22 protein-coding genes are annotated in these 24,776 nt (G+C 47.2%); 1 reads left to right on the plus strand and 21 read right to left on the minus strand.

Annotation, left to right across the window (positions count from 1 at the left end):
* Window positions 1–196 precede the first annotated feature (196 nt).
* The 12 genes from spoIIR to ACNAZ4_RS07870 all read right to left on the minus strand — a co-directional run bounded on the left by spoIIR (window position 197) and on the right by ACNAZ4_RS07870 (window position 12,073).
* Window positions 197–931, minus strand: coding sequence for a stage II sporulation protein R (spoIIR, locus tag ACNAZ4_RS07815; protein WP_415813830.1), 735 nt, complete (start codon window positions 929–931; stop codon window positions 197–199).
* Window positions 932–1,030: 99 nt separating this feature from the next.
* Window positions 1,031–1,897 (minus strand): peptide chain release factor N(5)-glutamine methyltransferase, encoded by an 867-nt coding sequence (prmC, locus tag ACNAZ4_RS07820; protein WP_415813667.1) that lies wholly within the window; start codon window positions 1,895–1,897, stop codon window positions 1,031–1,033.
* Entirely contained in the window at window positions 1,890–2,963 is a 1,074-nt protein-coding gene (prfA, locus tag ACNAZ4_RS07825; protein ID WP_415813668.1) for a peptide chain release factor 1, read from the minus strand. Before prfA ends, prmC begins: the two co-directional genes overlap by 8 nt.
* 190 nt (window positions 2,964–3,153) lie before the next feature.
* On the minus strand, window positions 3,154–3,603 hold the full coding sequence (locus tag ACNAZ4_RS07830; protein WP_415813669.1) for a hypothetical protein: 450 nt from the start codon (window positions 3,601–3,603) through the stop codon (window positions 3,154–3,156).
* Between the two features lie 278 nt (window positions 3,604–3,881).
* Window positions 3,882–4,502, minus strand: a complete 621-nt coding sequence (locus ACNAZ4_RS07835) for a thymidine kinase (protein WP_192471835.1) — start codon at window positions 4,500–4,502, stop codon at window positions 3,882–3,884.
* A 309-nt stretch (window positions 4,503–4,811) separates the two neighbouring features.
* Window positions 4,812–5,021 (minus strand): 50S ribosomal protein L31, encoded by a 210-nt coding sequence (gene rpmE, locus ACNAZ4_RS07840; RefSeq protein ID WP_041964628.1) that lies wholly within the window; start codon window positions 5,019–5,021, stop codon window positions 4,812–4,814.
* A 143-nt stretch (window positions 5,022–5,164) separates the two neighbouring features.
* Entirely contained in the window at window positions 5,165–6,436 is a 1,272-nt protein-coding gene (rho, locus tag ACNAZ4_RS07845) for a transcription termination factor Rho (protein WP_415813670.1), read from the minus strand.
* Between the two features lie 278 nt (window positions 6,437–6,714).
* A complete protein-coding gene (glpX, locus tag ACNAZ4_RS07850; RefSeq protein WP_144479174.1) occupies window positions 6,715–7,677 on the minus strand; it encodes a class II fructose-bisphosphatase in 963 nt (320 codons plus the stop codon).
* A gap of 137 nt (window positions 7,678–7,814) precedes the next feature.
* Window positions 7,815–9,101 (minus strand): UDP-N-acetylglucosamine 1-carboxyvinyltransferase, encoded by a 1,287-nt coding sequence (locus ACNAZ4_RS07855; protein ID WP_415813671.1) that lies wholly within the window; start codon window positions 9,099–9,101, stop codon window positions 7,815–7,817.
* Window positions 9,102–9,639: 538 nt separating this feature from the next.
* Window positions 9,640–10,287, minus strand: a complete 648-nt coding sequence (gene fsa / locus ACNAZ4_RS07860; protein ID WP_415813672.1) for a fructose-6-phosphate aldolase — start codon at window positions 10,285–10,287, stop codon at window positions 9,640–9,642.
* Between the two features lie 253 nt (window positions 10,288–10,540).
* A complete protein-coding gene (locus ACNAZ4_RS07865) occupies window positions 10,541–11,398 on the minus strand; it encodes a class II fructose-bisphosphate aldolase (RefSeq protein WP_415813673.1) in 858 nt (285 codons plus the stop codon).
* Between the two features lie 300 nt (window positions 11,399–11,698).
* The gene (locus ACNAZ4_RS07870) at window positions 11,699–12,073 is read right to left on the minus strand and encodes a response regulator (RefSeq protein WP_144479181.1); all 375 of its coding nucleotides are present in this window, start codon (window positions 12,071–12,073) and stop codon (window positions 11,699–11,701) included.
* Between the two features lie 197 nt (window positions 12,074–12,270).
* Here ACNAZ4_RS07870 and ACNAZ4_RS07875 point away from each other — a divergent pair, with 197 nt between their 5' ends.
* Window positions 12,271–12,786, plus strand: a complete 516-nt coding sequence (locus ACNAZ4_RS07875; protein ID WP_415813674.1) for a DUF2529 domain-containing protein — start codon at window positions 12,271–12,273, stop codon at window positions 12,784–12,786.
* Between the two features lie 67 nt (window positions 12,787–12,853).
* On the opposite strand, the gene ACNAZ4_RS07880 is transcribed toward ACNAZ4_RS07875, so the two are convergent.
* From ACNAZ4_RS07880 to ACNAZ4_RS07920, 9 genes are all read right to left on the minus strand, one after another.
* Window positions 12,854–14,455, minus strand: a complete 1,602-nt coding sequence (locus ACNAZ4_RS07880; RefSeq protein ID WP_415813675.1) for a CTP synthase — start codon at window positions 14,453–14,455, stop codon at window positions 12,854–12,856.
* Window positions 14,456–14,719: 264 nt separating this feature from the next.
* Window positions 14,720–15,304: a DNA-directed RNA polymerase subunit delta gene (gene rpoE, locus ACNAZ4_RS07885; protein ID WP_415813676.1), complete on the minus strand. Its 585-nt coding sequence runs from the start codon at window positions 15,302–15,304 to the stop codon at window positions 14,720–14,722.
* Between the two features lie 108 nt (window positions 15,305–15,412).
* Window positions 15,413–15,619, minus strand: coding sequence for a hypothetical protein (locus ACNAZ4_RS07890; protein WP_415813677.1), 207 nt, complete (start codon window positions 15,617–15,619; stop codon window positions 15,413–15,415).
* 249 nt (window positions 15,620–15,868) lie between these two features.
* Window positions 15,869–19,129, minus strand: coding sequence for a fused isobutyryl-CoA mutase/GTPase IcmF (gene icmF / locus ACNAZ4_RS07895; RefSeq protein ID WP_415813831.1), 3,261 nt, complete (start codon window positions 19,127–19,129; stop codon window positions 15,869–15,871).
* 2 nt (window positions 19,130–19,131) lie between these two features.
* Window positions 19,132–19,785, minus strand: a complete 654-nt coding sequence (locus ACNAZ4_RS07900; protein WP_415813678.1) for a TetR/AcrR family transcriptional regulator — start codon at window positions 19,783–19,785, stop codon at window positions 19,132–19,134.
* Window positions 19,786–19,803: 18 nt separating this feature from the next.
* Window positions 19,804–20,943 carry an acyl-CoA dehydrogenase gene (locus tag ACNAZ4_RS07905; RefSeq protein WP_144479193.1) on the minus strand — a complete coding sequence of 380 codons (1,140 nt, stop codon included), beginning with the start codon at window positions 20,941–20,943 and terminating at the stop codon, window positions 19,804–19,806.
* A gap of 228 nt (window positions 20,944–21,171) precedes the next feature.
* Window positions 21,172–22,302: an acyl-CoA dehydrogenase gene (locus tag ACNAZ4_RS07910; RefSeq protein WP_415813679.1), complete on the minus strand. Its 1,131-nt coding sequence runs from the start codon at window positions 22,300–22,302 to the stop codon at window positions 21,172–21,174.
* 61 nt (window positions 22,303–22,363) lie between these two features.
* Window positions 22,364–23,215 (minus strand): 3-hydroxybutyryl-CoA dehydrogenase, encoded by an 852-nt coding sequence (locus ACNAZ4_RS07915; protein ID WP_415813680.1) that lies wholly within the window; start codon window positions 23,213–23,215, stop codon window positions 22,364–22,366.
* Between the two features lie 70 nt (window positions 23,216–23,285).
* Window positions 23,286–24,473: an acetyl-CoA C-acetyltransferase gene (locus ACNAZ4_RS07920; protein ID WP_415813681.1), complete on the minus strand. Its 1,188-nt coding sequence runs from the start codon at window positions 24,471–24,473 to the stop codon at window positions 23,286–23,288.
* Between the last annotated feature and the right edge of the window lie 303 nt (window positions 24,474–24,776).

Here is a 24,776-nt window from a genome sequence, read left to right on the forward strand (position 1 = left end):
ATAACGGATTTGGTCGATATATTCTAAAATGTGGTCGATATATCTTGAAATCCGCCAAATTAATTCAAAATGTGGTCGATATATCTTGAAATCCGCCAAATTAATTTAAAATGTGGTCGAATTATTTTAAATTGAGAGTTTCCTAAGATTAATCTTGCTTAAAAATAGCCCCTGCAACCTTTGCAGGGGCCATTTTTTATCCAAAAATCCTGTTCCAGATCTCGACCAGGAAGAATGCAACCTCTACTTCTTCTTCCTCGCTGCCTTCGTAGACTGGTTTTTCATCCTTTTCTGATGATTTTTTGTCCTTTTTTGACGATTTCTCATCCTTTTCCGCTTCTTTTTCCTGATCTGCGTCTGCGTTTTTGTCTTCAGCAGCCACTTTCACGTCACCTTTGCCTGTATTCTCGTCGAAGCCTTCGCTTGTTGCTTCGCCGTTTGAGAAATCAAGGAAGCATAGCGGCGGATACAGGACGCACCACCAGTTTGCTCCTTCGCCTTCGCCCAGGGTGATGAGGATGGCCTCGTATTCACCTGCCGGATAGAGGAACTGGCCGTATAGTTTAGTAGGAAACTGGACTTTATCGAACTCTGTTTTTACCTTCTGTGTCGAACCTTGTTCTGCGACGACTTTTTCGGCGATCTTCTGGATTTCTGGAAGCTTGGATTTGATCACTTCCCTTGCCGCTTCAATCGATGTCAGGTCCTGGACCCATTTGGTGATCTCCTTGTTGACTTCATCGCGGACAAGCCGCTTGATTTCCTGATCTTTTTCCAGGTCACTTTCCGCCAGGATCCTCAGCCGGATCGCTTCGTTTGGTATGACAGTCGCTTCCTGGGCTGCCACTTCCGTTTTCGGTGTATATAAACTTAACATCGTACCTGCACATAATAGGAGTATGTAAATATAAGCCCCTGATTTTTTCATCATCATCATCATCTCTCGCACCATCCCTTCACTAGTCACAGTGTGGACAGTTTGATAGATTCTTAAACTAGTAATTTTTGTAAAAAAATGGACTCCCTTTGATCAGGAATCCATTTCGGCAAATACCATCCGGTCCTTGCCATTGATATCAAACACAACCTCAACTCTGGCGTGCGGGAAGGTTTTTTCCAGAAGCTCTCGAACGGCTTCTCCCTGTCCGGCACCGATTTCAAAGCCGACGAGTGCCTTTTCCTTCAACACAAGCGGCAGCTCGTCCATGAAGCGGCGATACAGGTCCAATCCATCTTTCCCGGCAAACAGCGCCATATGCGGCTCATGCTTGGTCACGATGTCTGACAACCATTCCTGGTCCGAAACGGGGATATAAGGCGGGTTCGAGATGACAGCATCAACTTTTTTTCCTTGTAAAATAAGCGGCTGCAACAGGTCGCCATGGAAGAATTCGATGTCCGCACCCAGCTGGCTGGCATTTTTTCGCGCAACATCGAGGGCGTCTTCTGACAGGTCGACAGCTGACACCTTCAATTCCAGTTTCTCCAGCTTCAGGCTGACTGAAATCGCTCCGCTTCCGGTCCCGACATCAACGAGATCAATTGGGCCGCTTTCCGGAAAAAGCTTTTCCAGCCGCTGAAGCGTGCCATGAACAAGCTCCTCGGTCTCCGGACGGGGAATGAGCACATGCTCGTTCACTTCAAAGCGGCGGCCGTAAAACTCCTCTGAGCCGATGATATACTGGATCGGTTCACCTTCTGCATGCCTTTTTACAGCGGCCTGGAACTCCGTCCACACTTCCCCATCTAGTTCATCGCGCATCTTCATCAGCATCGAGGTGCGGGACAGCCCCGAATAGTGCCTTAGTAAAAGCTCACCGGCAAACTCCTCGCGATCATGTTCTTTTAAAAAAGAAGAAGCCCAATTGAGGGCTTCATACAGTTTGAGATTAGTCATTGTTCGCACTCTCAAGTCTTTGAGATTGGTCTTCCATAATTAGCGCTTCGATGATTTCATCCATTTTGCCCTGAAGGATCTGGTCGAGCTTCTGGATTGTCAGGCCGATGCGGTGGTCGGTCACGCGGTTTTGCGGGAAGTTGTACGTACGGATTCGCTCGGATCGGTCCCCTGTACCTACAGCAGATTTACGAACCTGGTCATACTCCGCCTGTGCTTCCTGCTGGAACTTGTCATAGACGCGGGCGCGAAGTACCTTCATCGCCTTGTCTTTGTTCTTGTGTTGTGATTTTTCATCCTGGCAAGATACAACGATTCCTGTTGGAATATGCGTTAGACGTACAGCTGACATTGTCGTGTTAACGGATTGTCCGCCGGCACCACTGGATGCAAATGCATCAAAGCGGATGTCTTTATCATGCAGCTCGATTTCTACTTCCTCAGCTTCAGGGAGACAAGCAACAGTAGCTGTTGAAGTATGGATGCGGCCGCCTGATTCCGTTTCCGGAACACGCTGTACACGGTGCGCGCCGTTTTCGAACTTCATTTTAGAATAAGCGCCATTTCCGTTGATCATGAAGATGATCTCTTTAAAACCGCCTACACCAGTCGTGCTGGCATCGATGACCTCCGTTTTCCAGCCCTGTGATTCAGCATAACGGCTGTACATGCGGTAAAGGTCGCCGGCAAACAGGGCAGCTTCGTCACCGCCTGCAGCGCCGCGGATTTCCATGATAACGTTTTTGTCATCATTAGGATCCTTCGGAACAAGAAGAATCTTGATTCGTGCTTCCAGTTCTTCAATGCGCGGCTCAAGCTCGGAGATCTCCTCCTTGACCATATCACGCATATCAGCATCAAGCTTATCCTCGAGCATCGCCTTTGCGTCGGCCAATTGCTCTTTCACTTCTTTGTATTCACGGTAAGCCATGACCGTTTCCTGGATGTCAGACTGCTCCTTGGAATACTCGCGGAGCTTCTTGGAGTCATTGACTACTTCCGGGTCACTCAATAGTTCATTCAATCTTTCATAACGATCCTCAACTGCTTGAAGACGATCAAACACGGACATTCACCTCTATTTTCATAATCCTACATATGGATTCAAACATAATCGTAAAATTTCATAGCATAACATTCTAATTATAGTATAGGTGCCACTTTCAGTCAAAATCATTATAAACAACAGAGCCACTCAGCCCGATTAAAAGCGAAAAAGCATGCCCGATGCTGAGCATGCTGTCCCGATGTGATTGTTAATCAATATTGACTTTGATGTCATAGCGCGGCAAAGCTTTTACCAGGCTGTTGTGCAAGGTTTTCCGGGCATCTTCACGATCTTGCCGGGTTACCCGTCCTTGAAGCTTAGCCGTCACATTCATCTCCCCGCCGTTGATCCAGATCGAACCTGGTTCATAACCTGCGTCAGAGATGACATCCTTCGCTTTTTGGACATCCTGGGAAAAACTGTGGTGGTTCTCATTGTCGGTATTCAGCAAATTCGGGTTCTGATCGGTCATCGTCATGCCATTGTCCTGGTCCTTTGTAAAATTAGGACCATCCCCGTGGCGGACTCCGTCATGCTCCCTATTCAAATCGACACCAGCCTGGTCTTCATCCTTGTCATAGACAGATTCCGTATTATCCTGGCCACATCCTGAAACCAAAACCACCGCGAACATGAGCAATATGAGTAATTTTTTCAAATTATGGCACCTCCCGCCGTTATCTTGCCCCTCGTAGGGATCAACCATGCAAGGAGCGCGGCTTTTTTCGGGAGAAATGCCCGGCTGGAAAAATTATTCTCTCACTCAGCGACTATAATTGCGTAATAGTGAACCATAATTGCACGGAAAGAAGCAATAATTGCATATTAAAGTGCGATAATTGCACGGTAAAGTTACATAATTGCACAATTAACCAATATAAGGGAATTCTTACCTGCAAAAAAAATCCCCCCGCTAGACGGGAGGATCAGACAATTTTATGTTAAGCTTTCCGTCGTTTTTTCGATTTTCAGCTCATTCGGTGATTTCGGCACTTCATGGTGGTGTCTGCAGCGTGGTTCGTATGATTCGGACGCTCCAACGAGAATAATTGGATCATCATATGAGGCTGGCTTGCCGTTTATCAAACGCTGAGTACGACTTGATGGCGATCCGCAGACTGCACACACAGCTTGAAGCTTGGTCACATTTTCTGCAACAGCCATCAACGCAGGCATCAACCCGAATGGCTCGCCGCGAAAATCCTGGTCAAGGCCGGCAACGATTACGCGGTATCCGCTGTCTGCAAGGTGCTGGACGACCGGAAGGATTTCATTATCGAAAAATTGCACTTCATCAATCGCAATGACATCGATATCAGGGTTGATATGCTTGAAAATATCAGTAGAGTTGGCAATAGGCTTGGCAGTAACTGCAGTTCCGTTGTGTGATACAACCGATTCTTCGCTGTAGCGGTTATCGATCGCAGGCTTGAAAACAGCAATCTTTTGCTTAGCAAATTGCGTCCTGCGCACGCGGCGGATCAGTTCTTCGGATTTACCGGAAAACATGCTGCCGCAGATCAATTCGATCCAGCCGCTTTGTTTCATAACGTACATGGTCGGCCTCTCCTTCCTCAGTGGAAAAAATGAATCGCTCATGCGCTTTCGACGCTGGAGCGGGCTTTATACAAAAAGCTGCTTTCGTAGAATTACGGCTTTTTCATGCCATAAAGGTACGAAAAAAGCCTGATTAAAAGTTCGACACTTTTTTCAGCTTTTTCCATTATAACAAAAATCAGTGCTGAATCCAGACACATTAATAAAGTTAACAAAAATAAATTTATGTACCAAGTTTCTTCAAAAAAAGCAAAATAAAAAACAGGCAAGTCGCAAAGCTTCTTGCCTGTTTGGTTTCTTATATTACTATTACTGGTTGTTTTTAAGACCGTATTTCTTGTTGAAGCGGTCAACACGTCCGCCAGCTTCAGCAAACTTCTGACGTCCAGTATAGAATGGGTGGCACTCAGAGCAAGTTTCAACGCGAATCTCGTTCTTAACAGAACCAGTTTCGAATTCGTTACCGCATGCGCAAGTCACCTTAACTGTTTTGTAGTTTGGATGAATTCCTGATTTCATTCTTTTCATCTCCTTCCGCCCTGAATCATATCCGAAACAGAGTTATAATCAACGGATAAACCGTTATTGGAAAAACACACTGACCTCATTATAACAAGTCCAATTCTATTTTTCAAGTTCCTTTTCACATCCATAATATGGAACTATGAACGTTTATTACTGCCTTTCATTTCTTCGCCCAGTACCGCGAAGAAATCTTCATTCGACTTGGACTGTCTTAGCTTACGCAGGAATTTTTCTGAGAAATCCGGTGAATCGGACATCGATTTGCGTATCGCCCACAGTTTGTCCAGATGGTCCTTTGGAATAAGCAATTCTTCTTTTCGCGTTCCGGATCGGCGGATGTCGATTGCTGGGAAGATCCTTCTTTCGGCAAGTGATCGGTCAAGGTGAAGCTCCATATTGCCTGTTCCTTTGAACTCTTCATAGATGACATCATCCATGCGTGAACCTGTATCCACAAGCGCAGTAGCAAGGATTGTCAAGCTGCCGCCTTCCTCGATATTACGGGCAGCACCGAAGAAGCGCTTCGGACGGTGGAATGCCGCAGGGTCGATACCGCCGGACAATGTACGTCCGCTTGGCGGGATGACAAGGTTATAGGCACGGGCAAGACGAGTGATGCTGTCCATCAGGATGATGACATCACGCTTATGCTCAACAAGGCGCATCGCACGCTCAAGCACAAGCTCAGCAACCTTAATATGGTTTTCAGGCACTTCATCAAACGTAGAGCTGACAACATCGCCGGCTACGGAACGTTCGATATCGGTTACCTCTTCCGGACGCTCATCGATCAACAGCACAATCAGTTCTGCTTCTGGATGATTCGTTGTGATGCTGTTGGCGATTTCTTTGATCAGCATCGTTTTACCAGCCTTAGGCGGCGCGACGATCAATCCGCGCTGTCCAAAGCCGACAGGGGCGAGGACATCCATGATTCTAGTTGATACTTTATTATGAGTCGTTTCGAGTTTCATCTGACGGTCCGGATACAATGGCGTCAATCCAGGGAAGTGAACCCTTTCTTTTGCCGATTCCGGGTCATCACCGTTGACAGCCTCGACCTGGAGCAAGCCGAAATAACGTTCGTTCTCTTTAGGAGGACGCACTTTCCCCGATACCTTATCCCCGTTCCTCAAATCAAAACGGCGGATCTGTGATGCCGAAATATAGATGTCCTCTGAGCTTGGGGAGTAATTGATCGGGCGCAGGAATCCAAAGCCTTCAGACTGGATGATTTCCAGTACACCTTCCATGAAAAAGTAACCCTGCTGCTCTGCACGCGCTTTTAAAATAGCAAAAATAAGTTCTTTTTTCGACAACTTGCTGTAGTAAGAGACTTTATACTCTTTTGCGAGTTCATAAAGCTCTTTCAATTTCATATTTTCTAAGCTTGAAATATTTACTTCCATAATGAATGTCACCACGCCTTAAAATATTTCGATTTCCCCCATAAAGAAAAGTATAAGAATATCAGCGTATGGATGGAAAAAGAAGAAATGAGTTCCTTTGAAGGTTGTAAGAAGGAATTAATGAAGGTAAAACATTTTTTGATCTATGCTTTATTTTCAAAACAATTTTCATTTTACCCTTAAATAGGAAAAATAATCAATCTTTTTATTTATCCGCTGCCTTTAGGTGGTAAAGGCAGCGGACCTGTAAGGGTTTGCAGTTGTAGTAAAAAATTTTATTATTTCATGACTAAGTGAGGTTTTTTCTTCAGGCTGTGCTGGCCTTCGATGAACCGGACTGTGCCTGATTTGGCGCGCATGACGACTGAGTGGGTTGAGCCGTAAGAGCCTTTGAACTGGACTCCTTTAAGCAGTTCGCCGTCGGTTACGCCTGTGGCTGCGAAAATCGCATCGTCGCCGCGGACGAAATCTTCCATAAGGAGGACCTTGTTGACATCGATGCCCATTTTTTTGCAGCGCTCTAGTTCTGCGTCATTTTGCGGAAGCAATCTACCCTGGATTTCGCCTCCGAGGCTTTTCAGCGCTACCGCAGCGATTACACCCTCAGGGGCTCCGCCTGAACCGAACAGGATATCGACGCCGGTAGTATCAAACGCCGTGTTGATGGCGCCGGCTACATCGCCGTCATTGATCAATTTGATCCTTGCTCCTGCATCGCGAAGCTGGGCAATGATATGTTCGTGGCGCGGACGGTTCAATACCGTCGCGACAACATCTTCAATATCCTTATTCTTCGCTTTTGCGACTGCCTTCAGGTTATCAAGGACGGACGCATTGATATCGACCATTCCTACTGCTTCAGGTCCTACCGCAAGCTTGTCCATGTACATGTCCGGTGCGTGAAGCAGGTTGCCGTTATCTGCCACTGCAAGGACTGCAAGGGCATTCCAGCCGCCGGATGCTACGATATTCGTTCCTTCCAACGGATCGACCGCAACGTCCAAACGCGGGCCATAACCTGTCCCAAGCTTTTCACCGATATAAAGCATCGGTGCTTCGTCCATTTCTCCTTCACCGATTACGACAGTACCTTTCATCGGGATGGTGTCAAACACATCTCTCATTGCCGACGTTGCCGCATCGTCAGCTTCGTCTTTTTTACCGCGTCCCATCCAGCGGGCTGAAGCAAGCGCCGCCGCCTCTGTCACGCGGACAAGCTCCATCGTTAAGCTTCGTTCCATATGATCATCCCCTAATCATGAAAGGGGCTAATGCCCACCGAAATGGTATACCTCATCAAATAGGTTATACTATTATGCATTTCAGTTAAGCATTAGCACCACTATTTGTATTGTACAACTCCATTGTACTATACTTTTTATGATTTTTTTACCTCTTCTTGCTCTTCAGAGGTCATATCTTCACGCCAAATTGTGGCGCCAAGTCCATTTAGCTTTTCTACGATGTGGCTGTAACCGCGATCGATATGGTCTACACCCGTTACCTCAGTGACACCTTCAGCCATAAGTCCGGCGATGACAAGAGCAGCTCCGGCACGGAGATCGCTTGCCTTGACCTTGGCTCCCTGCAGCTTGACCGGTCCGCTGATGATCGCCGACCTGCCTTCCACCTTGATATTTGCATTCATTCTTCTCAGCTCATCGATATGCTTGAAGCGTGCGCCATAGATGGTATCCGTAACGACACTGGAGCCTTCCGCCCTTGTAAGCAGCGCGGTGAATGGCTGCTGCAGGTCCGTTGGGAATCCTGGGTAAACGAGCGTTTTAATGTCGACTGCTTTGTACTTCTCAGCAGGAGCAACATAGATTTGCTCATCACTCGCCTCGATTTTCACACCCATTTCCTTCAGCTTGGCCACAAGTGACTCAATATGCTGCGGGATGACATTATCGATCGTGACACCATCACCAATCGCAGCTCCAAGAATTAAATAGGTTCCTGCCTCGATCCTGTCCGGAATGATCGTGTGGCGGCAACCGTGAAGCTCGTCCACACCATCAATGCGGATTACATCGGTACCGGCACCTTTGATTTTCGCTCCCATATTGGTGAGCAATGTTGCTACGTCAATGATTTCCGGCTCTTTCGCCGCATTTTCAATGACAGTGCGTCCTTTTGCCCGTACAGCTGCAAGCATGATATTGATCGTTGCCCCAACGCTTACGACGTCAAGATATATTCTTGCCCCGCGCAGCTCATCTGCACGAAGATAGATGGCACCCTGTTCATTTGTCACGCTGGCTCCCAGCGCTTCGAATCCTTTTATATGCTGGTCGATCGGCCTTGGGCCCAAATGGCAGCCGCCTGGGAGTCCGATGACAGCCTTTTTGAAACGGCCAAGCATAGCTCCCATCAAATAGTAAGAAGCTCGCAGCTTTTTCACTTTTCCATTCGGCAAAGGCATGGAAATCATGGAAGACGGATCCACCGTCATTTCATTGTTGGAGAATTCAACAGAACCGCCGATTTCCTCCATCAAGTCCTTGAGCATATGAACATCGGAAATATCCGGCAAACCTTCTATGGTTACAGGCGATTCAGCTAAAATGGTTGCGGGGATCAAAGCGACCGCGCTGTTTTTCGCACCGCTGACCCGAACAGTCCCTTTTAAAGGATAACCGCCGGCAATCTTAAGCTTTTCCATTTTTGACTCCCTTCTAAGCCGTGATGTAAGGTCAAGCTGGAGATGCAAACAATGTACAGCTAAGACCGATATAGGCTCTACTAGATTAAAATGACCGAAATCAATTAGGTATATTTTTCCATTAAAAATATTCAGATTCCGGGAGTTTTCTATTCCTTAGTTTACACGATATTCCCAATTTCATGTAATAAAATGCAAAAAAGATTGAATTGGGTAAAACTTCCTAACTTGGCTTAGCCTCTATCAGGCAGACTATGTTTCTATTGCCCATATGCTAAATTTTATGGCTCTGTTAATCAAGGCTGTTGACCTTCGTTCCAGCCGCTTCGCTTTCCGCGGGTGGCCCGGGGAGCCTCCTCGTCGTTTCACTCCTGCGGGGTCTCCCTTGACCCATGCTCCCGCAGGACTTTGAATAAGCTTCTTAGAGTTCGCCCACGCACGATGGAAATGCGTTAGCATTTTCGGAGGAGTCTTCGCGCCTTCCACTTCAATCAACAGGGCGTGATACCCTGATTACTTTTCAAAATCAAGAAAAAAATTACTTCCCGCGAGATTCCCAGTCTTTCAAGAATGCTTCGATTCCTTTGTCGGTCAGCGGGTGGTTGAACATTTGCTGGATGACTTTGTATGGTACGGTGGCGATGTGTGCGCCTCTAAGTGCTGCGTCTGTTACGTGCTGCGGGTGGCGGATGGATGCGGCGATGATTTCTGTGTCGATGCCGTGGATGGTGAAGATTTCGGCAATCGTTGAAATCAGGTCGAGTCCGTTATGGCCGATGTCATCGAGGCGGCCAAGGAATGGTGATACGTATGTAGCTCCCGCTCTTGCTGCCAGCAATGCCTGGTTCGCACTGAAGACCAGTGTTACGTTCGTCTTGATTCCCTCTTTTGAGAATACCGAAACAGCCTTCAATCCTTCTGGGGTCATTGGCACTTTGACCGTAATGTTCGGGGCAATCTCTGCAAGCTCTTTCCCTTCTTTGATCATGCCTTCTGCATCAAGCGCGATGACTTCGGCACTGACAGAGCCAGGGACCAATTCGGTGATTTCCTTCAGGCGGTCTTCAAACTTAACATTCTTTTCTTTTGCCACAAGTGACGGGTTTGTTGTGACACCTGATAAAATTCCCAGAGTATAGGCCTCGCGGATTTCTTCCATATTCGCAGTATCGATAAAAAACTTCATTTGTAAACGCCTCCAGTCGACAAAATTTTCAAACATACGAGAAAAGCGCAAGCGCCTTGGTCACCCTCGACAAGCGCTGGAGGGCCGACCGGTGAAGTCGTTCTTTGACCTCATCGGGCGGACCGAAGCGTCTCGAGGGGGTAGGCACTGAAGCTGGACAATTCTCGAATTAATTTAAAATATTCTAAATTATATAAATGGATAAAAACCGCCTCATATAAGGCGGTTTTATTATAACAAATTTTTGTTGCTATTACGCTTTGTTGGAAGAACCGAATTCGCGCATTTTGCCGATTACAGTTTCCTTGATTGCGTCGCGAGCTGGTCCAAGATATTTACGTGGATCATACTCTTCTGGCTTTGCAGCAAGAGTCTCACGAACTGCTTTAGCAGAAGCAATTTGGTTTTCAGTGTTAACGTTGATTTTAGCCGTACCGAAAGAAATGGACTTCTGGATATCTTTTGTAGGGATTCCAGTTCCGCCGTGCAATACTAATGGTACGCCAGCAGTCTTGTTGATTTCTTCCATTTCCTTGAAACCTAGGTTCGGTTCGCCTTTGTAAGGGCCGTGAACAGATCCAAGTGCAGGAGCAAGGCAATCAATTCCAGTGCGCTGAACAAGTTCTTCACACTCTTTAGGGTCAGCATAGATAACACCAGCTGCCACGACATCATCTTCCTGTCCGCCAACTACTCCTAATTCAGCTTCAACAGAAACACCTTTTGAGTGAGCGTATTCTACCACTTTTGAAGTGATTTCAATATTCTCTTCGAAAGGACCGTGTGAAGCATCAATCATTACAGATGTGAAACCTGCATCGATTGCTTCTTTACATTTATCAAAGCTAGAACCGTGGTCAAGGTGGATAGCGACAGGAACTGTTGTATTATAGTCCTCCATCAAACCTTCTACCATTTTGACAACAGTCTTGAAGCCGCCCATGTAGCGTGCAGCACCTTCAGAAACACCAAGGATAACTGGTGACTTCTCAGCTTCAGCAGCCTGAAGGATCGCTTGAGTGAACTCAAGGTTATTTAAGTTAAATTGCCCAACAGCGTAGCCTTCCGCATTCGCTTTTTTAAGCATTTCTGTCATTGAAACTAAAGGCATTATTTTTCCTCCTTCGTTATGATCAATCGTCTTTTTGACTATGCTACCATTTTAAAGGTTTTCCTTCTCTGCATTTGATTATGTACCCGAGAAAGCATTCATCAAAACGAATTGATCCTGTGGAATTCATATGTAATCATACCAAAAGAAAATAAGAATTGCCATTGTTCAAGCCTTGTTTTTGAAAGTGTCATAAAAATGCTATAAAGCAAGCGCTATCAATAGTTTCACTTGTCTGTAAACTCACTTTTTCCGGCAAGAAAAAACCCCCCGGAGCATCCTGAGGGCGATTTATGTATCTTAATCTTTTGAAACGGTTTGTGAATATTTCTTAACGGCTGCACGGATATCATCGATGTCGAATGGCTTGGCAAAGTGGGTCAGTGCCCCAAGGTCCATCGCTTCCTGGATCATATCCAGTTCGCCATAGGCGGTCATGATGATGACGCGGATATCCGGGTCGATCACTTTCATTCTTTTTAAAATTTCAATTCCATCCATACCCGGGATTTTCATGTCCAGAAGAACGAGATCAGGTGGGTGCTTCTTAACCAGTTCCAGAGCCTGGACGCCATTTGCAGCCTGGTACGTTTGATAACCTTCTTTTTGCAGCACTTCATTAAGTAGAATTCTGATGCCAAACTGGTCGTCAACAATGAGTATTTTTTCTTTCATGCCGCCTTTTCCCCCTAATAAAAGTTATAAATGAATGAATGATCTTTTCCTGAAATCGATTTCGTTCTTTCCCCATTACACAATTCGTTAAAAGACTTGAAATTCCTGCCATATTCTGAAACTTATTTTCGACAGATGCTTTTTTATTTTCATTGTAGTACTTTATAATCAGTATTGGCAAAGACGGAGGTGCTGGAATGTTAAAAATGTTTTCGACACAATTGGCCGGATTATTCAATCGGCTGATGGAAAAAGAAGAGTTTTCAATTGAGGATGGCGCGCGGCTGCTGGCACAGGCTGCTGCAGGTGAGGGGAAAATTTATATTTTCAGTACAAGTGAGATGAAGGCCGTTGAACTTGAGGCTGTTTATGGAGAGGAACCTCTTCAATCCGCAGCCATTTTCGCGGAGGAAACGGAAGTGGAAGCGGCCGACCGCGTGCTGATTGTCAGCCGCTATGCTGATGATGAAGAGGCAGTCAAAATCGCAATCATGTTACAGGAAAAAGGGATTCCGTTCGTGGCGATTTCTACCGTCCGGAATGAAAATGAAGGAACAAATACTCTGGCCGATGTCCATATTGATCTGCGGATCAAAAAAGGGCTGCTGCCGGATGATATGGGCAACCGAGTTGGCTATCCTACTTCCATGGCCGCCCTGTTCATCTACTTTGGTTTGAAATTCACAATCGGGGAAATTTTGGAAGACTACTAATCCGAACACGTAAGTAACATCAGTAAACATGCAAAAAGCCGGCGAATTCGCCGGCTCTTTTTGCATGTTATTTATTTGTCTTGATGGATGCTTCGATAAAGTCCCTGAATAATGGCTGTGGACGTGTTGGTCTTGATGTGAATTCAGGGTGGAACTGTGATGCAAGGAACCATGGGTGGTCCTTCAGTTCGATGATTTCGACAAGACGGCCATCAGGGCTTGTCCCTGAGAAAATGAAGCCTTCTTTTTCCATTGCCTGACGGTATTCGTTGTTGAACTCGTAACGGTGGCGATGGCGCTCATATACCAGGTCATCTCCGTAGGCAGCGAATGCTTTTGTATCTTCGGCAAGCTTACATGGATAAAGTCCCAGGCGAAGTGTTCCGCCAAGATCTTCAATATCCTTCTGCTCTGGAAGAAGGTCGATGATTGGATATGGTGTGCTTGGCAGGATTTCTGCAGAGTGAGCATCTTTCAAGCCAAGAACGTGGCGTGCAAATTCAACGGATGCCAGTTGCATGCCCAGGCAAATCCCGAAGAATGGCACTTTGTTCTCGCGTGCGTATTTAGTTGCAAGGATCTTTCCTTCGATTCCACGGTCGCCAAATCCGCCTGGAACAAGGATTCCGTCAGCGTCATTCAGCAATTCAACGACGTTTTCCTCTGTCACTTCCTCAGAGTTCACCCATTTGATTTCAATATCACTGTCAAATGCATAGCCTGCATGCTTCAATGATTCAACCACAGAAATGTAGGCATCTTGAAGCTCAACGTATTTACCAACAAGGGCAATCCTTGTTTTTCCGGAAAGATGAGTCACTTTTTCAACCAGCGCATTCCACTCTGTCATGTCTGCTTCATTGCAGTTTAATTTGAAGTGATCGCATACAAGCTGGTCCATTTTCTGTTCCTGGAGGGCCAGAGGAATGGAATAAAGAGTTTCAGCGTCAGTTGCTTCGATTACCGCTTCCTTGTCGATATCGCAGAACAGGGCAATCTTGTCCTTCATGTCCTGTGAAATTGGCATATCAGTGCGGAGAACGATGATATTTGGCTGGATTCCCAGGCTGCGCAATTCTTTTACGCTGTGTTGGGTTGGCTTTGTCTTCATTTCGCCGGCTGCCTTGATGTAAGGAACCAGTGTACAGTGGATGTACATTACATTGTCGCGGCCAACATCATTCTTGATCTGGCGGATCGCTTCCAGGAATGGCAGTGATTCGATGTCCCCGACAGTACCACCGATTTCAGTGATGACAACATCTGCGCCCGTCTCTTTGCCGGCACGGAAAACCTTGTCCTTGATTTCATTCGTGATGTGCGGGATGACCTGTACAGTTCCGCCAAGGTAGTCACCGCGGCGCTCTTTTTTCAGGACTGTTGAATAGATTTTCCCTGTTGTCACGTTTGAGTATTTGTTCAGGTTGATGTCGATGAAACGCTCGTAGTGACCAAGGTCCAGGTCCGTTTCTGCGCCATCGTCCGTCACGAATACTTCACCGTGCTGGTAAGGACTCATTGTTCCTGGGTCCACGTTGATGTATGGATCGAACTTCTGGATCGTCACGTCCAAACCCCTGTTTTTCAGCAATCTTCCAAGGGATGCTGCTGTGATTCCCTTACCTAATGACGAAACTACTCCGCCCGTAACAAAAATATACTTTGCCATTGTGTAATCCCCCTCATCAAACAGTTTGTACAATATGCACCTGTTTAATTGATTTATTAATTAAATTTTTACCCTTTTCATATCGCCTGCTACAGTTTTTGCAAGCGGATTGTACAGGGGTAATTTTTAGCCTGTAAAAAACAAAAAAAAACGCCCCACATACAAAGTATGGGGAGCGTTTTGTGGCTGTTTTACTTAATCGTCCTTTTTTAAGGAGCCCAAAAAGTATTCTACAGCCGGTAAATATAAAAGTCAAGTTGTTAATTATTGTTCTTCGTCTTCATCTTCGGTATCTTCATCTTCGAGCGGCAAGTCTTCCTCTTCATCCTCAAGCAGCTCATCATCGTCCTCAAAGTCATCAGAATCTTCGAGGTCCTCATCGAAGTCCTCATCTTCATCATCATCGTCGTCTTCGTCGATAACATCATCGTCGTCATCTTCATCGAAATCGTCGATATCGTCATAGTCAAGATCTTCTTCATCGATTTCATCGAATTCATCAAGATCTAAATCGTCCTCATCAACAGCTTTCTTCGCCTTCTTCTTTTTCGGCTTGACTGTTGTGACATTGTCTTCTTCGATCTGGTCGACAGGGTACCAGACGCGAAGCCCCCAGCGCCCTTCACTCTGGGACATGAAACGTCCATCTATATTTATATCTGTATAAAACTGTACCATTCTTTCAGCATAATCAGTCTTGTCCAATTTAAGGACGCTCTTGATTTCCGCCATCAGCTCTTGAAACGTAATTGCTTGCTTCTTCTCTTTCAAAACTTCATAGGCAACTTCAATCATTGACATTTCTTGAAGCTCTTCTTTTGAGTATTTGCTTAAACTCAATGTTCGCACTTCCTTTCTCTATTCCAGGCCTTACCCGGCCATTCGTCCGAAAACAAGGAAATTATCCCAGAATGCATATTCTACATTATAAACAAATTCTAAACCTTTATGCCAGTTTTATCTGCCGTTTTTCCGGCTTTTTTCGCTTTCCATTCCGACTTTCCCGCTGCCAGTCTTCTTCCTTTTCTTCAACTGGCCATATGCCAGCAAAAAGAAAGCAATTGAAAGAATGAAAAATGGTATTGCGCCCAACTGTCGCTGATAAAGATAATACATGGCTGCAGCGGCCAGAACAGCCCCTGCAGTGAACATAACCGATTTCACAAAATTCACATCCTGAAGTAGGTCGTATGTATGAACCGATAACTAGATTATATAAGATTCTCCGCGAAATGACAGAAAAAAATTGATGAAAGTTGTTCCATTGGTTACTAGTTTACGAAACGAGCACCATAAAATGCAAGATGGCTTATAGTTTGCCTATAAGCCATCTTGCCCATTCAGGTCCATTGCAAAAGTCTTTTCTGCCACGCCCTACTTTTTACACCATATCGTTGTTTTTTAAACAACCCTTTACATATTCCTGCGGAACTGTCCGCCTACTTCGTAAAGTGCCCTCGTGATTTGTCCGAGGCTTGCATATTTAACGGTTTCCATCAGTTCGGCAAAAATATTGCCGCCGCTGACTGCGGTTTGCTTCAACCGTTCAAGCGCTGCTTCGGATTGGTCCTGATTTTTGTCCTTGAACGCTTCTAGATTGCGGATCTGTGTTTCTTTTTCTTCTTTCGTCGCACGGGCAAGCTCCATCTTGTCGATTTCTTCTTCTGATGGAGGATTTGGATTAAGATAGGTGTTCACTCCAATGATCGGCAGCTCTCCGGAATGCTTCTTCATTTCATAGTACATCGATTCATCCTGGATTTTACCGCGCTGATACTGGGTTTCCATTGCACCAAGCACACCGCCGCGGTCATTGATCCGCTCGAATTCCTGAAGGACGGCTTCCTCGACCAGATCTGTCAGCTCTTCGATGATGAACGCTCCCTGAAGCGGGTTTTCGTTCTTCGTCAATCCATGCTCCTTCGTGATGATCATCTGGATCGCCATCGCACGGCGGACAGATTCCTCGGTCGGCGTGGTGATCGCCTCGTCATACGCATTGGTATGAAGCGAGTTGCAGTTGTCATGCAGCGCCATCAAAGCCTGCAAAGTCGTACGGATATCGTTGAAGTCGATTTCCTGCGCATGAAGCGAACGTCCAGAAGTCTGGATGTGGTACTTCAGCTTCTGGCTTCGCTCATTTGCGCCGTATTTGTTCTTCATGACAGTTGCCCAGATGCGGCGGGCAACGCGGCCGATCACGGAATACTCAGGATCAAGGCCATTTGAGAAGAAGAAGCTCAGGTTCGGCGCAAAGTCATCGATCTTCATGCCTCTGCTCAAATAGTATTCAACATAAGTGAAGCCATTTGACAGCGTGAACGCGAGCTGGGAAATCGGGTTTGCGCCTGCTTCAGCGATATGGTAGCCGGAAATCGATACTGAATAGTAATTCCGGACCTTTTCATCGATAAAATACTGCTGGATATCGCCCATCATCCTTAGTGCGAATTCAGTCGAGAAGATACATGTATTCTGTCCCTGATCTTCTTTTAAAATATCTGCCTGAACCGTACCGCGGACGGTCTGGAGCGTCATTTCCTTCACTTGCGCAAGCTCTTCGTCATTCAGCCTGCGGCCTAGCTCTTGTTCCTTCTTTTCAACCTGCTGCTCAATCGCTGTGTTCATGAACATCGCCAGGATGATCGGTGCCGGTCCGTTGATCGTCATCGACACGGATGTTGATGGATGGCAAAGGTCAAAGCCTGCATACAGCTTCTTCATATCTTCAAGCGAACAAACGCTGACGCCGCTCTCGCCGACTTTTCCGTAAATATCCGGCCGGTAATCAGGGTCTTCTCCGTATAAAGTAACGGAGTCAAAAGCCGTACTCAAACGTTTGGCGCTGTCGTCCTTCGACAGGTAGTGGAAACGACGGTTCGTCCGTTCAGGTGTTCCCTCTCCAGCAAATTGGCGTTTCGGATCCTCGCCTTCACGTTTGAACGGGAATACGCCCGCAGTGTACGGGAAGCTTCCTGGCACGTTCTCAAGGTATACCCAGCGCAAAATCTCACCGTAATCCTTGTATTTTGGCAGTGCTACTTTAGGGATGCTCAAACCTGAAAGGCTCTTCGTCCTTAGCTCTGTGACAATTTCCTTATCGCGGATCTTAGTCACGAACTGGTCGGCACTGTACTTTTCCTTGAGGGATTCCCAGTTTTCGAGAATATATTTGGATTCAGGCGTCAGCTTCTTCTCTACTTCTTCTTTTAAAACCTGAAGTGAGGAAACTACTTCGCTGTTTGTTTCTCTTTCTTTTACCGCCTCGATTGTACCTCCGATTTGGAACAATCTGCGGGCAAGCTCTGCCTGCTCTGCTGCGTGTTTATGGTAGCCGCGCACCGTTTCCGAGATTTCACGAAGGTAATAGCGGCGGTCATTCGGGATGATGACGTTCTGTTTTTCAACTACCGCACTGGTAGAAAAAGAGGTCGTCCAGTCAGTACCTGCTTTTTCATTGATTTTATTGACCAGGGCTGCAAACAGCGCGTTCGTGCCCGGGTCATTGAACTGGCTGGCGATCGTGCCGTAAACAGGCATTTCGTCCAGTTCTTTGTCCCAGAACAAATGGCTGCGCTGATACTGCTTCTGCACCTGGCGCTTTGCATCCTCAGAGCCTTTGCGCTCGAATTTATTGATGACGATCAAGTCAGCATAATCGATCATGTCGATCTTTTCGAGCTGTGATGGCGCGCCGAATTCGCTTGTCATCACATACATGGAAACATCGCACACATCTGTGATTCCCGCATTGCCCTGGCCGATGCCGCTCGTTTCGACGATGACTAGGTCAAAGCCTGCTGCCTTCACAACATCGATTGCATCTTTAATGGCCAGCGATAGTTCGGATCTGGATTGTCTTGTTGCCAGGCTGCGCATATAAACTCGTGGAGAAAAAATCGCATTCATGCGGATACGGTCGCCTAGAAGTGCACCGCCTGTTTTTTGCTTCGTAGGATCGACTGATAAAATCGCTACTCTCTTTTCAGGAATCTCATTGATGAAGCGCCTGATCAGTTCGTCCGTCAATGAGCTTTTTCCAGCACCCCCCGTACCGGTGATACCCACGACTGGTACAGCTTTTGTCATGGTCTTGACTTTTTCCATCAAGGTTTCGACTGCCGCAGCTGTTTCTTTTTCCGATCCGACATGCTGCTCGGCAAGCGTGATCAGCTTGGAGACCGCATTCGGGTCACCCGCTTCCAGCTTTTCGATTTCCTCCACGCCTTCTGGAGTAACGGTTGGGAAATCACATTCCTTGATCATCTGCTCGATCATGCCGTTAAGGCCATATTTCCGGCCGTCTTCCGGTGAAAAAATCCTGGCGATCCCGTATTCATGAAGCTCTTTTATTTCCCGCGGAATGATAACGCCGCCCCCACCGCCGTAAATGCGGATATGGGAAGCACCCTTTTCCTTCAAAAGATCGTACATATACTTAAAATACTCAACGTGGCCGCCCTGGTAGGATGAAATCGCAATTCCCTGAGCATCCTCCTGGATTGCGGCATTGACGACCTCCTCGACTGAGCGGTTATGGCCAAGGTGGATGACCTCGCCGCCCAACGACTGGATGATTCTGCGCATGATGTTGATTGAGGCATCATGGCCGTCAAACAAACTTGAAGCTGTCACAAAGCGAATATGGTTCTTTGGCTTATACATTTCCGGCATACTCATTTTGTTCCCCCTGTTCCTATTTTCATTTCCGACCCCTTGATCCCTTTGAAAAGCAGTTCTGTCTGCAGCTCTGTATACTCTTCGAGAGTGTAGAGCTTTTGCAGCGCCCAGCGGCGGAATCCCCACATCTGCCCCTGGACGAAAATATCATGGGCAATGATTTTGACGTGTTTTTCATCCAGGTCAAGCTCGCCATTTTCGACGCAGCGCTGGATCACATCCTCAAACATCCCCACCATCTCGATTTCTTTTTTCAGCACATATGGAAGGGCATCCTTTGTCAGCGATTTGACCTCCTGGTACATGACGAGTACTTCGTCTTGCAGGTCATCCATGACCTTGAAGTAATTGGCGATTCCGACCTTCAGGCTCTCGAGCGTCCCCTGGTTCGTGTCGAGATTTTCCTGAAGGCGGTTGCGAACTTCGTCATAGATGCTGTCGCAGACAAGGTAAAGCACATCTTCCTTTGTGCGGATATATTCATATAGGGTACCGATGCTAAAGCCTGAAGCCCGGGCAATCTCTCTGGTCGTCGTGCGGTGGAAGCCCTTCTGCTTGAAAAGGGTTACGGCCCCTTTGATCATCTGGTCGCGCCTTTTTTTCACAAGTCGCTCATCTTTTACCGACGCCTGCACTTCTCGCTTTTTCATCTCTTCTGCCCCGCCCTGTTATTTCGTCAGCATTCTTGAGATGACAAGACGCTGGATTTCCTGTGTTCCTTCATAGATCTGCGTGATTTTTGCGTCGCGCATGAAGCGTTCAACTGGATAGTCCTTCGTGTAGCCGTAGCCGCCGAATACCTGGACAGCTTCAGTTGTCACCTTCATCGCTGTGTCGCCGGCAAATAGTTTGGACATCGCTGATTCCTTGCCGTAAGGAAGGCCTTCAGATTCCAGCCATGCAGCCTGGTAGGTTAATAGTCTTGAAGCTTCGACAGATGTAGCCATATCAGCAAGCTTGAAGCCGATACCCTGGTTCGCAGCGATCGGCTTGCCGAATTGCTGGCGTTCTTTTGCATAATCAACAGCCGCATCAAGAGCACCCTGTGCAATTCCGACTGCCTGTGCAGCAATACCGTTACGGCCGCCGTCAAGTGTCATCATCGCGATTTTGAAACCCTCGCCCACTTCACCAAGGATATTTTCCTTTGGCACGCGGCAGTCTTCAAAAATGATTTCTGTTGTCGGAGATGAACGAATTCCCAGCTTCTTTTCCTTCTTGCCGACAGAGAATCCTGGGAAGCTGCTTTCGACGATGAACGCAGTCGTTCCTTTATGCTTGCTTGAAGGGTCAGTCAACGCGAATACAACATAGATATCCGCTACCCCGCCGTTTGTGATGAAGATTTTTGAGCCGTTAAGCACATAGTGGTCGCCATCTTCTTTCGCAGTCGTTCTCATCGCACCTGCATCAGAACCGCTGCCTGGTTCAGTCAGTCCGTAAGCACCAATGCTTTTTCCCTCAGCCATTGGACGCAAGTACTTTTGCTTCTGCTCTTCGTTCCCGAACTTGAAGATCGGCCAGCCAGCAAGTGAAGTATGTGCTGAAAGCATGACACCAGTCGATGCACAAACACGTGATAATTCCTCAACCGCAATGCAGTATGCGAGATAGTCGCTGCCGATGCCGCCGTACTCTTCAGGCCATGGAATACCAGTCAGGCCAAGCTCCGCCATCTTGTCAAAAATCTCACGGTCAAAGCGTTCCTCTTCATCACGCTCAGCAGCCGTCGGAGCCACTTCATTCCTCGCAAAATCACGGACCATTTTTCGGATCATTTCATGTTCTTCAGATAATCGAAAGTTCATTATTGTTTCCTCCGTTACTGTTTGTTTTAGTTTATATAGGCAGCTGTCGTATACAGCTTGCAAATAACATGGTTTTCTTGACAGCTTTTCTGCTTTCATCGCCCAACCTGTCATAATAACTAGCTTTTTTTGACAGCTTTGCGGCTTTCACACCCTAACCTGTCATAATAACCAGCTTTTCTTGACAGCTCTCAGGCTTCCACTGTCTAACCTGTCATAATACTCAGCTTACAACTGCTTACTAATAACAATCTTCTGGATCTCGCTTGTTCCTTCGTAGATCTCGGTGACTTTGGCGTCGCGGAAGTAGCGTTCGACTGGGTATTCTTTTGTATAGCCGTAGCCGCCGAATACCTGGATGGCTTCGGTGGTGACTTCAACTGCTGTTCTTGAGGTGAACAATTTTGCCATGGAAGCTTCCATCCCGCATTTTTGTCCTTCTGAACGCAATTGGGCTGCGCGGTAGATTAATAGTTTTGCAGCTTCGACAGATGTTGCCATGTCAGCCAGCTTGAAGCCTACGCCTTGCTGGGCTGCGATTGGCTTGCCGAACTGGACTCTTTCTTTTGCATAGGCGGTCGCCGCGTCCAATGCGGCCTCGGCAATTCCGAGTGCCTGTGCCGCGATGCCAATGCGGCCGGAGTCAAGGTTGCTCATCGCGATTTTGAATCCTTCGCCTTCCTGGCCAAGCAGGTTTTCTTCCGGCACCTTCATGTCCTCGAATGTCAGCTGGACTGTCCGGGATCCGTACAGACCCATTTTGTGCTCATCCTTGCCGACGATGAAACCCGGTGTGTCTTTTTCGACGATGAATGCAGAGACGCCCTTTGGACCTGCTTCAGGATTGGTGGACGCAAACACGATATACACATCCGCTTCGCCGCCGTTGGTGATGAACACCTTAGATCCGTTCAATACATAATGGCCATCTTTCTTGACCGCCCGTGTTTTCAGGCTGGCTGCATCGGAACCTGCGCTTGGCTCCGTCAGGCAGAATGCGCCGAGATATTCGCCTGAAGAAAGCTTAGGCACATATTTTTTCTTCTGCTCTTCCGTGCCAAAATACAATATCGGATTCGTGCCTACGGATGTATGGACAGAAAGGATGACGCCGACCGTGGCGCTGACCCTGGAAATTTCATGGATGGCGATGATATAGGAAATGAAGTCCATCTCTGAACCGCCATATTCCTCAGGCACCGGAATTCCCATCAAGCCAAGTTCGCCCATCTTCTTTAAAATCTCCCTCGGGAACTCGCCTTCTTCCATTTTTTCAACGAATGGCGCAATTTCGGTCTGTGCAAAATTACGGACCATTTTACGCATCATTTCCTGTTCTTCTGTGAATTTCAGATTCATGTTTTCACCCTCCAGACGCCCAGACAGTGAGTATGTATGGACGCATTTGTCGCTGAATTCTTTATTCGTATGAGTAGAACCCGCGGCCGGATTTTTTGCCGAGCCAGCCGGCTTTTACATATTTCCTTAATAATGGGCATGGACGGTATTTGTCATCGCCGAAGCCTTCATGCAGCGTTTCCATGATGTAGAGGCATGTGTCCAGGCCGATGAAGTCCGCAAGCGTCAATGGTCCCATTGGGTGGTTCATGCCAAGCTTCATGACCTCGTCGATCGCTTCCTTCGTCGCAACACCTTCATACAAAGTGTAGATGGCTTCGTTGATCATCGGCATCAGGATGCGGTTGGAAACAAAGCCAGGGAAATCGTTCACTTCTACAGGAACCTTTTCCAATGTCTTGGTGATATCCTCGATGGTCTGATACACTTCATCAGCAGTAGCCAGGCCGCGAATGATTTCGACCAGCTTCATGACAGGTACCGGATTCATGAAATGCATGCCGATGACTTTTTCCGGACGCTTTGTTGCTGCAGCGATCTCAGTGATCGGCAATGAAGATGTATTGGAAGCAAGGATTGCGTGTTCAGGTGCGATTTCATCCAGCTGGGCAAAAATCTTCGCCTTGATGTCCATGTTCTCGACAGCCGCTTCGATGACGAGGTCAACCTTACTTGCATCCTGAAGGTCGGTAGAGGCAGTAACCCTATCAACAACTGCGTCCAGCTGTTCTGCTGTCATCCGCCCTTTGTCTACCTGGCGGTTAAGATTCTTCTTGATTCCGGAAAGTCCGCGTTCCACAAATTCCGGCTTCAGATCGTTCAACAGGACATCGTAACCTGCCTGCGCACATACCTGGGCAATACCGGATCCCATCTGGCCTGCGCCGATTACCATAATTGTTTTCACACTCATTTTTCATTCTCCTCCTCAAAAAGTTGTATCTATGGAGGGCTGCTTCCGCAAATGCCCTCCTTCTTTTTTGTTATTGTTTAGGAACCTCGATCATCACCGCGTCACCCTGGCCGCCGCCTGAGCAGATCGCCGCAATGCCGACCCCGCCGCCGCGGCGTTTGAGTTCATGCATCAATGTCAGGATGATGCGCGCGCCGCTTGCACCGATAGGGTGTCCGAGGGCAACCGCGCCGCCGTTGACATTGACCTTCTCCGGATCAAGGTTCGCGATGCGTCCGCTTGTCAATGCAACCGCCGCGAATGCTTCATTGATTTCAAAAAGGTCGATTTCTTCAATTGTTTTGTCGGTCTTTTTCAATAATTCATTGATGACAATTCCCGGAGTTTTCGGGAAGTCCTTTGCTTCCGTGGCAATTGCGGCATGAGCCAAAACCACTGCCTGCGGGTTCCTGCCTTCACTCTGTGCGCGCTCTTCGCTCATCAGCACGAGGGCCGCCGCACCGTCATTGACGCCTGGTGCATTGCCTGCTGTAATCGTGCCGTCCGAATTGAAAACCGGTCCCAGTTTTGCCAGTTTTTCAACTGAAGTGTCCTTCCTCGGCGCTTCATCATGCTGGACCAAAACCGGGTCTCCCTTACGCTGCGGCACTTCAACTGGGACGATTTCTTCAGCAAGCTTGCCTGATTCAATCGCTTCGATTGCCCTCTGGTGGCTGCGGTACGACCACTGATCCTGCTCCTCGCGGCTGATTTCGTATTCCTTCGCTACTTCATTTCCGTATGTTCCCATGTGGACGCCTTTGAAGCTGCATGTCAGGCCATCATGGATCATCAGGTCCTTCACCTGGCCGTCGCCCATCCTGAAGCCCCATCGTGCTTTCGGCATGATATAAGGCGCGTTGCTCATCGACTCCATTCCGCCGGCCACGATCACTTCTTCGTCTCCCGCTCGGATGATCTGGTCGCCAAGTGTCAGGCTGCGCATTCCGGATGCACAAACCTTGTTGATGGTTTCAGTTTTCACTTCCCACGGAAGGCCTGCTGCTCTTGCTGCCTGTCGTGAAGGAAGCTGCCCCTGGCCACCCTGGAGCACGGTCCCGAGAATGACTTCGCCGACTTCCTCAGGTTTAACCCCAGCGCGTGATAATGCTTCCTTTACAGCAATTCCTCCTAACTGACTGGCTGAAAAACTGCTCAACCCGCCGCCAAGCTTGCCAAAAGGTGTTCTCGCCCCTGCTAAAATGACTGTTCTTCCCATTGCCATCTCTCCCTTTCAATCTATTAATTTTTAAAAATGAAAATTCCCTGCGACATTGAGTGACTGAACGCTCGCTCGATACTGGTCCAAAAAAAATCTTGTTGCTGATTCGCGAGGCTATAAAAAGTGGATTCTTGCTGAAGATGAATGTAAGCGCTTTATCATACTATTCATTTTACTTTAAAAATAGTAGAAATTGAAACACTTTGCTAAAAATTCTGTTATATATCGAATTTTTAATGTGAGTCAACTTCTACTATTTTGGATTAAAGTATTTTAATTAGGCTCTTTTCTCAAACTTTG

This window comes from Mesobacillus thioparans (genome assembly GCF_965138835.1).
GTDB classification, from domain to species: Bacteria; Bacillota; Bacilli; order Bacillales; family Cytobacillaceae; genus Mesobacillus; species Mesobacillus thioparans.

Excerpts from the sequence above, each read along its gene's own strand:
- spoIIR (WP_415813830.1), bottom strand. The coding sequence starts at position 931 with ATGATGAAAAAATCAGGGGCTTATATTTACATACTCCTATTATGTGCA.
- prmC (WP_415813667.1), bottom strand. The coding sequence starts at position 1,897 with ATGACTAATCTCAAACTGTATGAAGCCCTCAATTGGGCTTCTTCTTTT.
- ACNAZ4_RS07835 (WP_192471835.1), bottom strand. The coding sequence starts at position 4,502 with ATGTACGTTATGAAACAAAGCGGCTGGATCGAATTGATCTGCGGCAGC.
- rpmE (WP_041964628.1), bottom strand. The coding sequence starts at position 5,021 with ATGAAATCAGGAATTCATCCAAACTACAAAACAGTTAAGGTGACTTGC.
- rho (WP_415813670.1), bottom strand. The coding sequence starts at position 6,436 with ATGGAAGTAAATATTTCAAGCTTAGAAAATATGAAATTGAAAGAGCTT.
- glpX (WP_144479174.1), bottom strand. The coding sequence starts at position 7,677 with ATGGAACGAAGCTTAACGATGGAGCTTGTCCGCGTGACAGAGGCGGCG.
- ACNAZ4_RS07855 (WP_415813671.1), bottom strand. The coding sequence starts at position 9,101 with ATGGAAAAGCTTAAGATTGCCGGCGGTTATCCTTTAAAAGGGACTGTT.
- fsa (WP_415813672.1), bottom strand. The coding sequence starts at position 10,287 with ATGAAGTTTTTTATCGATACTGCGAATATGGAAGAAATCCGCGAGGCC.
- ACNAZ4_RS07865 (WP_415813673.1), bottom strand. The coding sequence starts at position 11,398 with ATGCCTTTAGTTTCAATGACAGAAATGCTTAAAAAAGCGAATGCGGAA.
- ACNAZ4_RS07870 (WP_144479181.1), bottom strand. The coding sequence starts at position 12,073 with ATGAAAGAAAAAATACTCATTGTTGACGACCAGTTTGGCATCAGAATT.
- ACNAZ4_RS07875 (WP_415813674.1), top strand. The coding sequence starts at position 12,271 with ATGTTAAAAATGTTTTCGACACAATTGGCCGGATTATTCAATCGGCTG.
- ACNAZ4_RS07880 (WP_415813675.1), bottom strand. The coding sequence starts at position 14,455 with ATGGCAAAGTATATTTTTGTTACGGGCGGAGTAGTTTCGTCATTAGGT.
- icmF (WP_415813831.1), bottom strand. The coding sequence starts at position 19,129 with ATGCCGGAAATGTATAAGCCAAAGAACCATATTCGCTTTGTGACAGCT.
- ACNAZ4_RS07900 (WP_415813678.1), bottom strand. The coding sequence starts at position 19,785 with ATGAAAAAGCGAGAAGTGCAGGCGTCGGTAAAAGATGAGCGACTTGTG.
- ACNAZ4_RS07905 (WP_144479193.1), bottom strand. The coding sequence starts at position 20,943 with ATGAACTTTCGATTATCTGAAGAACATGAAATGATCCGAAAAATGGTC.
- ACNAZ4_RS07910 (WP_415813679.1), bottom strand. The coding sequence starts at position 22,302 with ATGAATCTGAAATTCACAGAAGAACAGGAAATGATGCGTAAAATGGTC.
- ACNAZ4_RS07915 (WP_415813680.1), bottom strand. The coding sequence starts at position 23,215 with ATGAGTGTGAAAACAATTATGGTAATCGGCGCAGGCCAGATGGGATCC.
- ACNAZ4_RS07920 (WP_415813681.1), bottom strand. The coding sequence starts at position 24,473 with ATGGGAAGAACAGTCATTTTAGCAGGGGCGAGAACACCTTTTGGCAAG.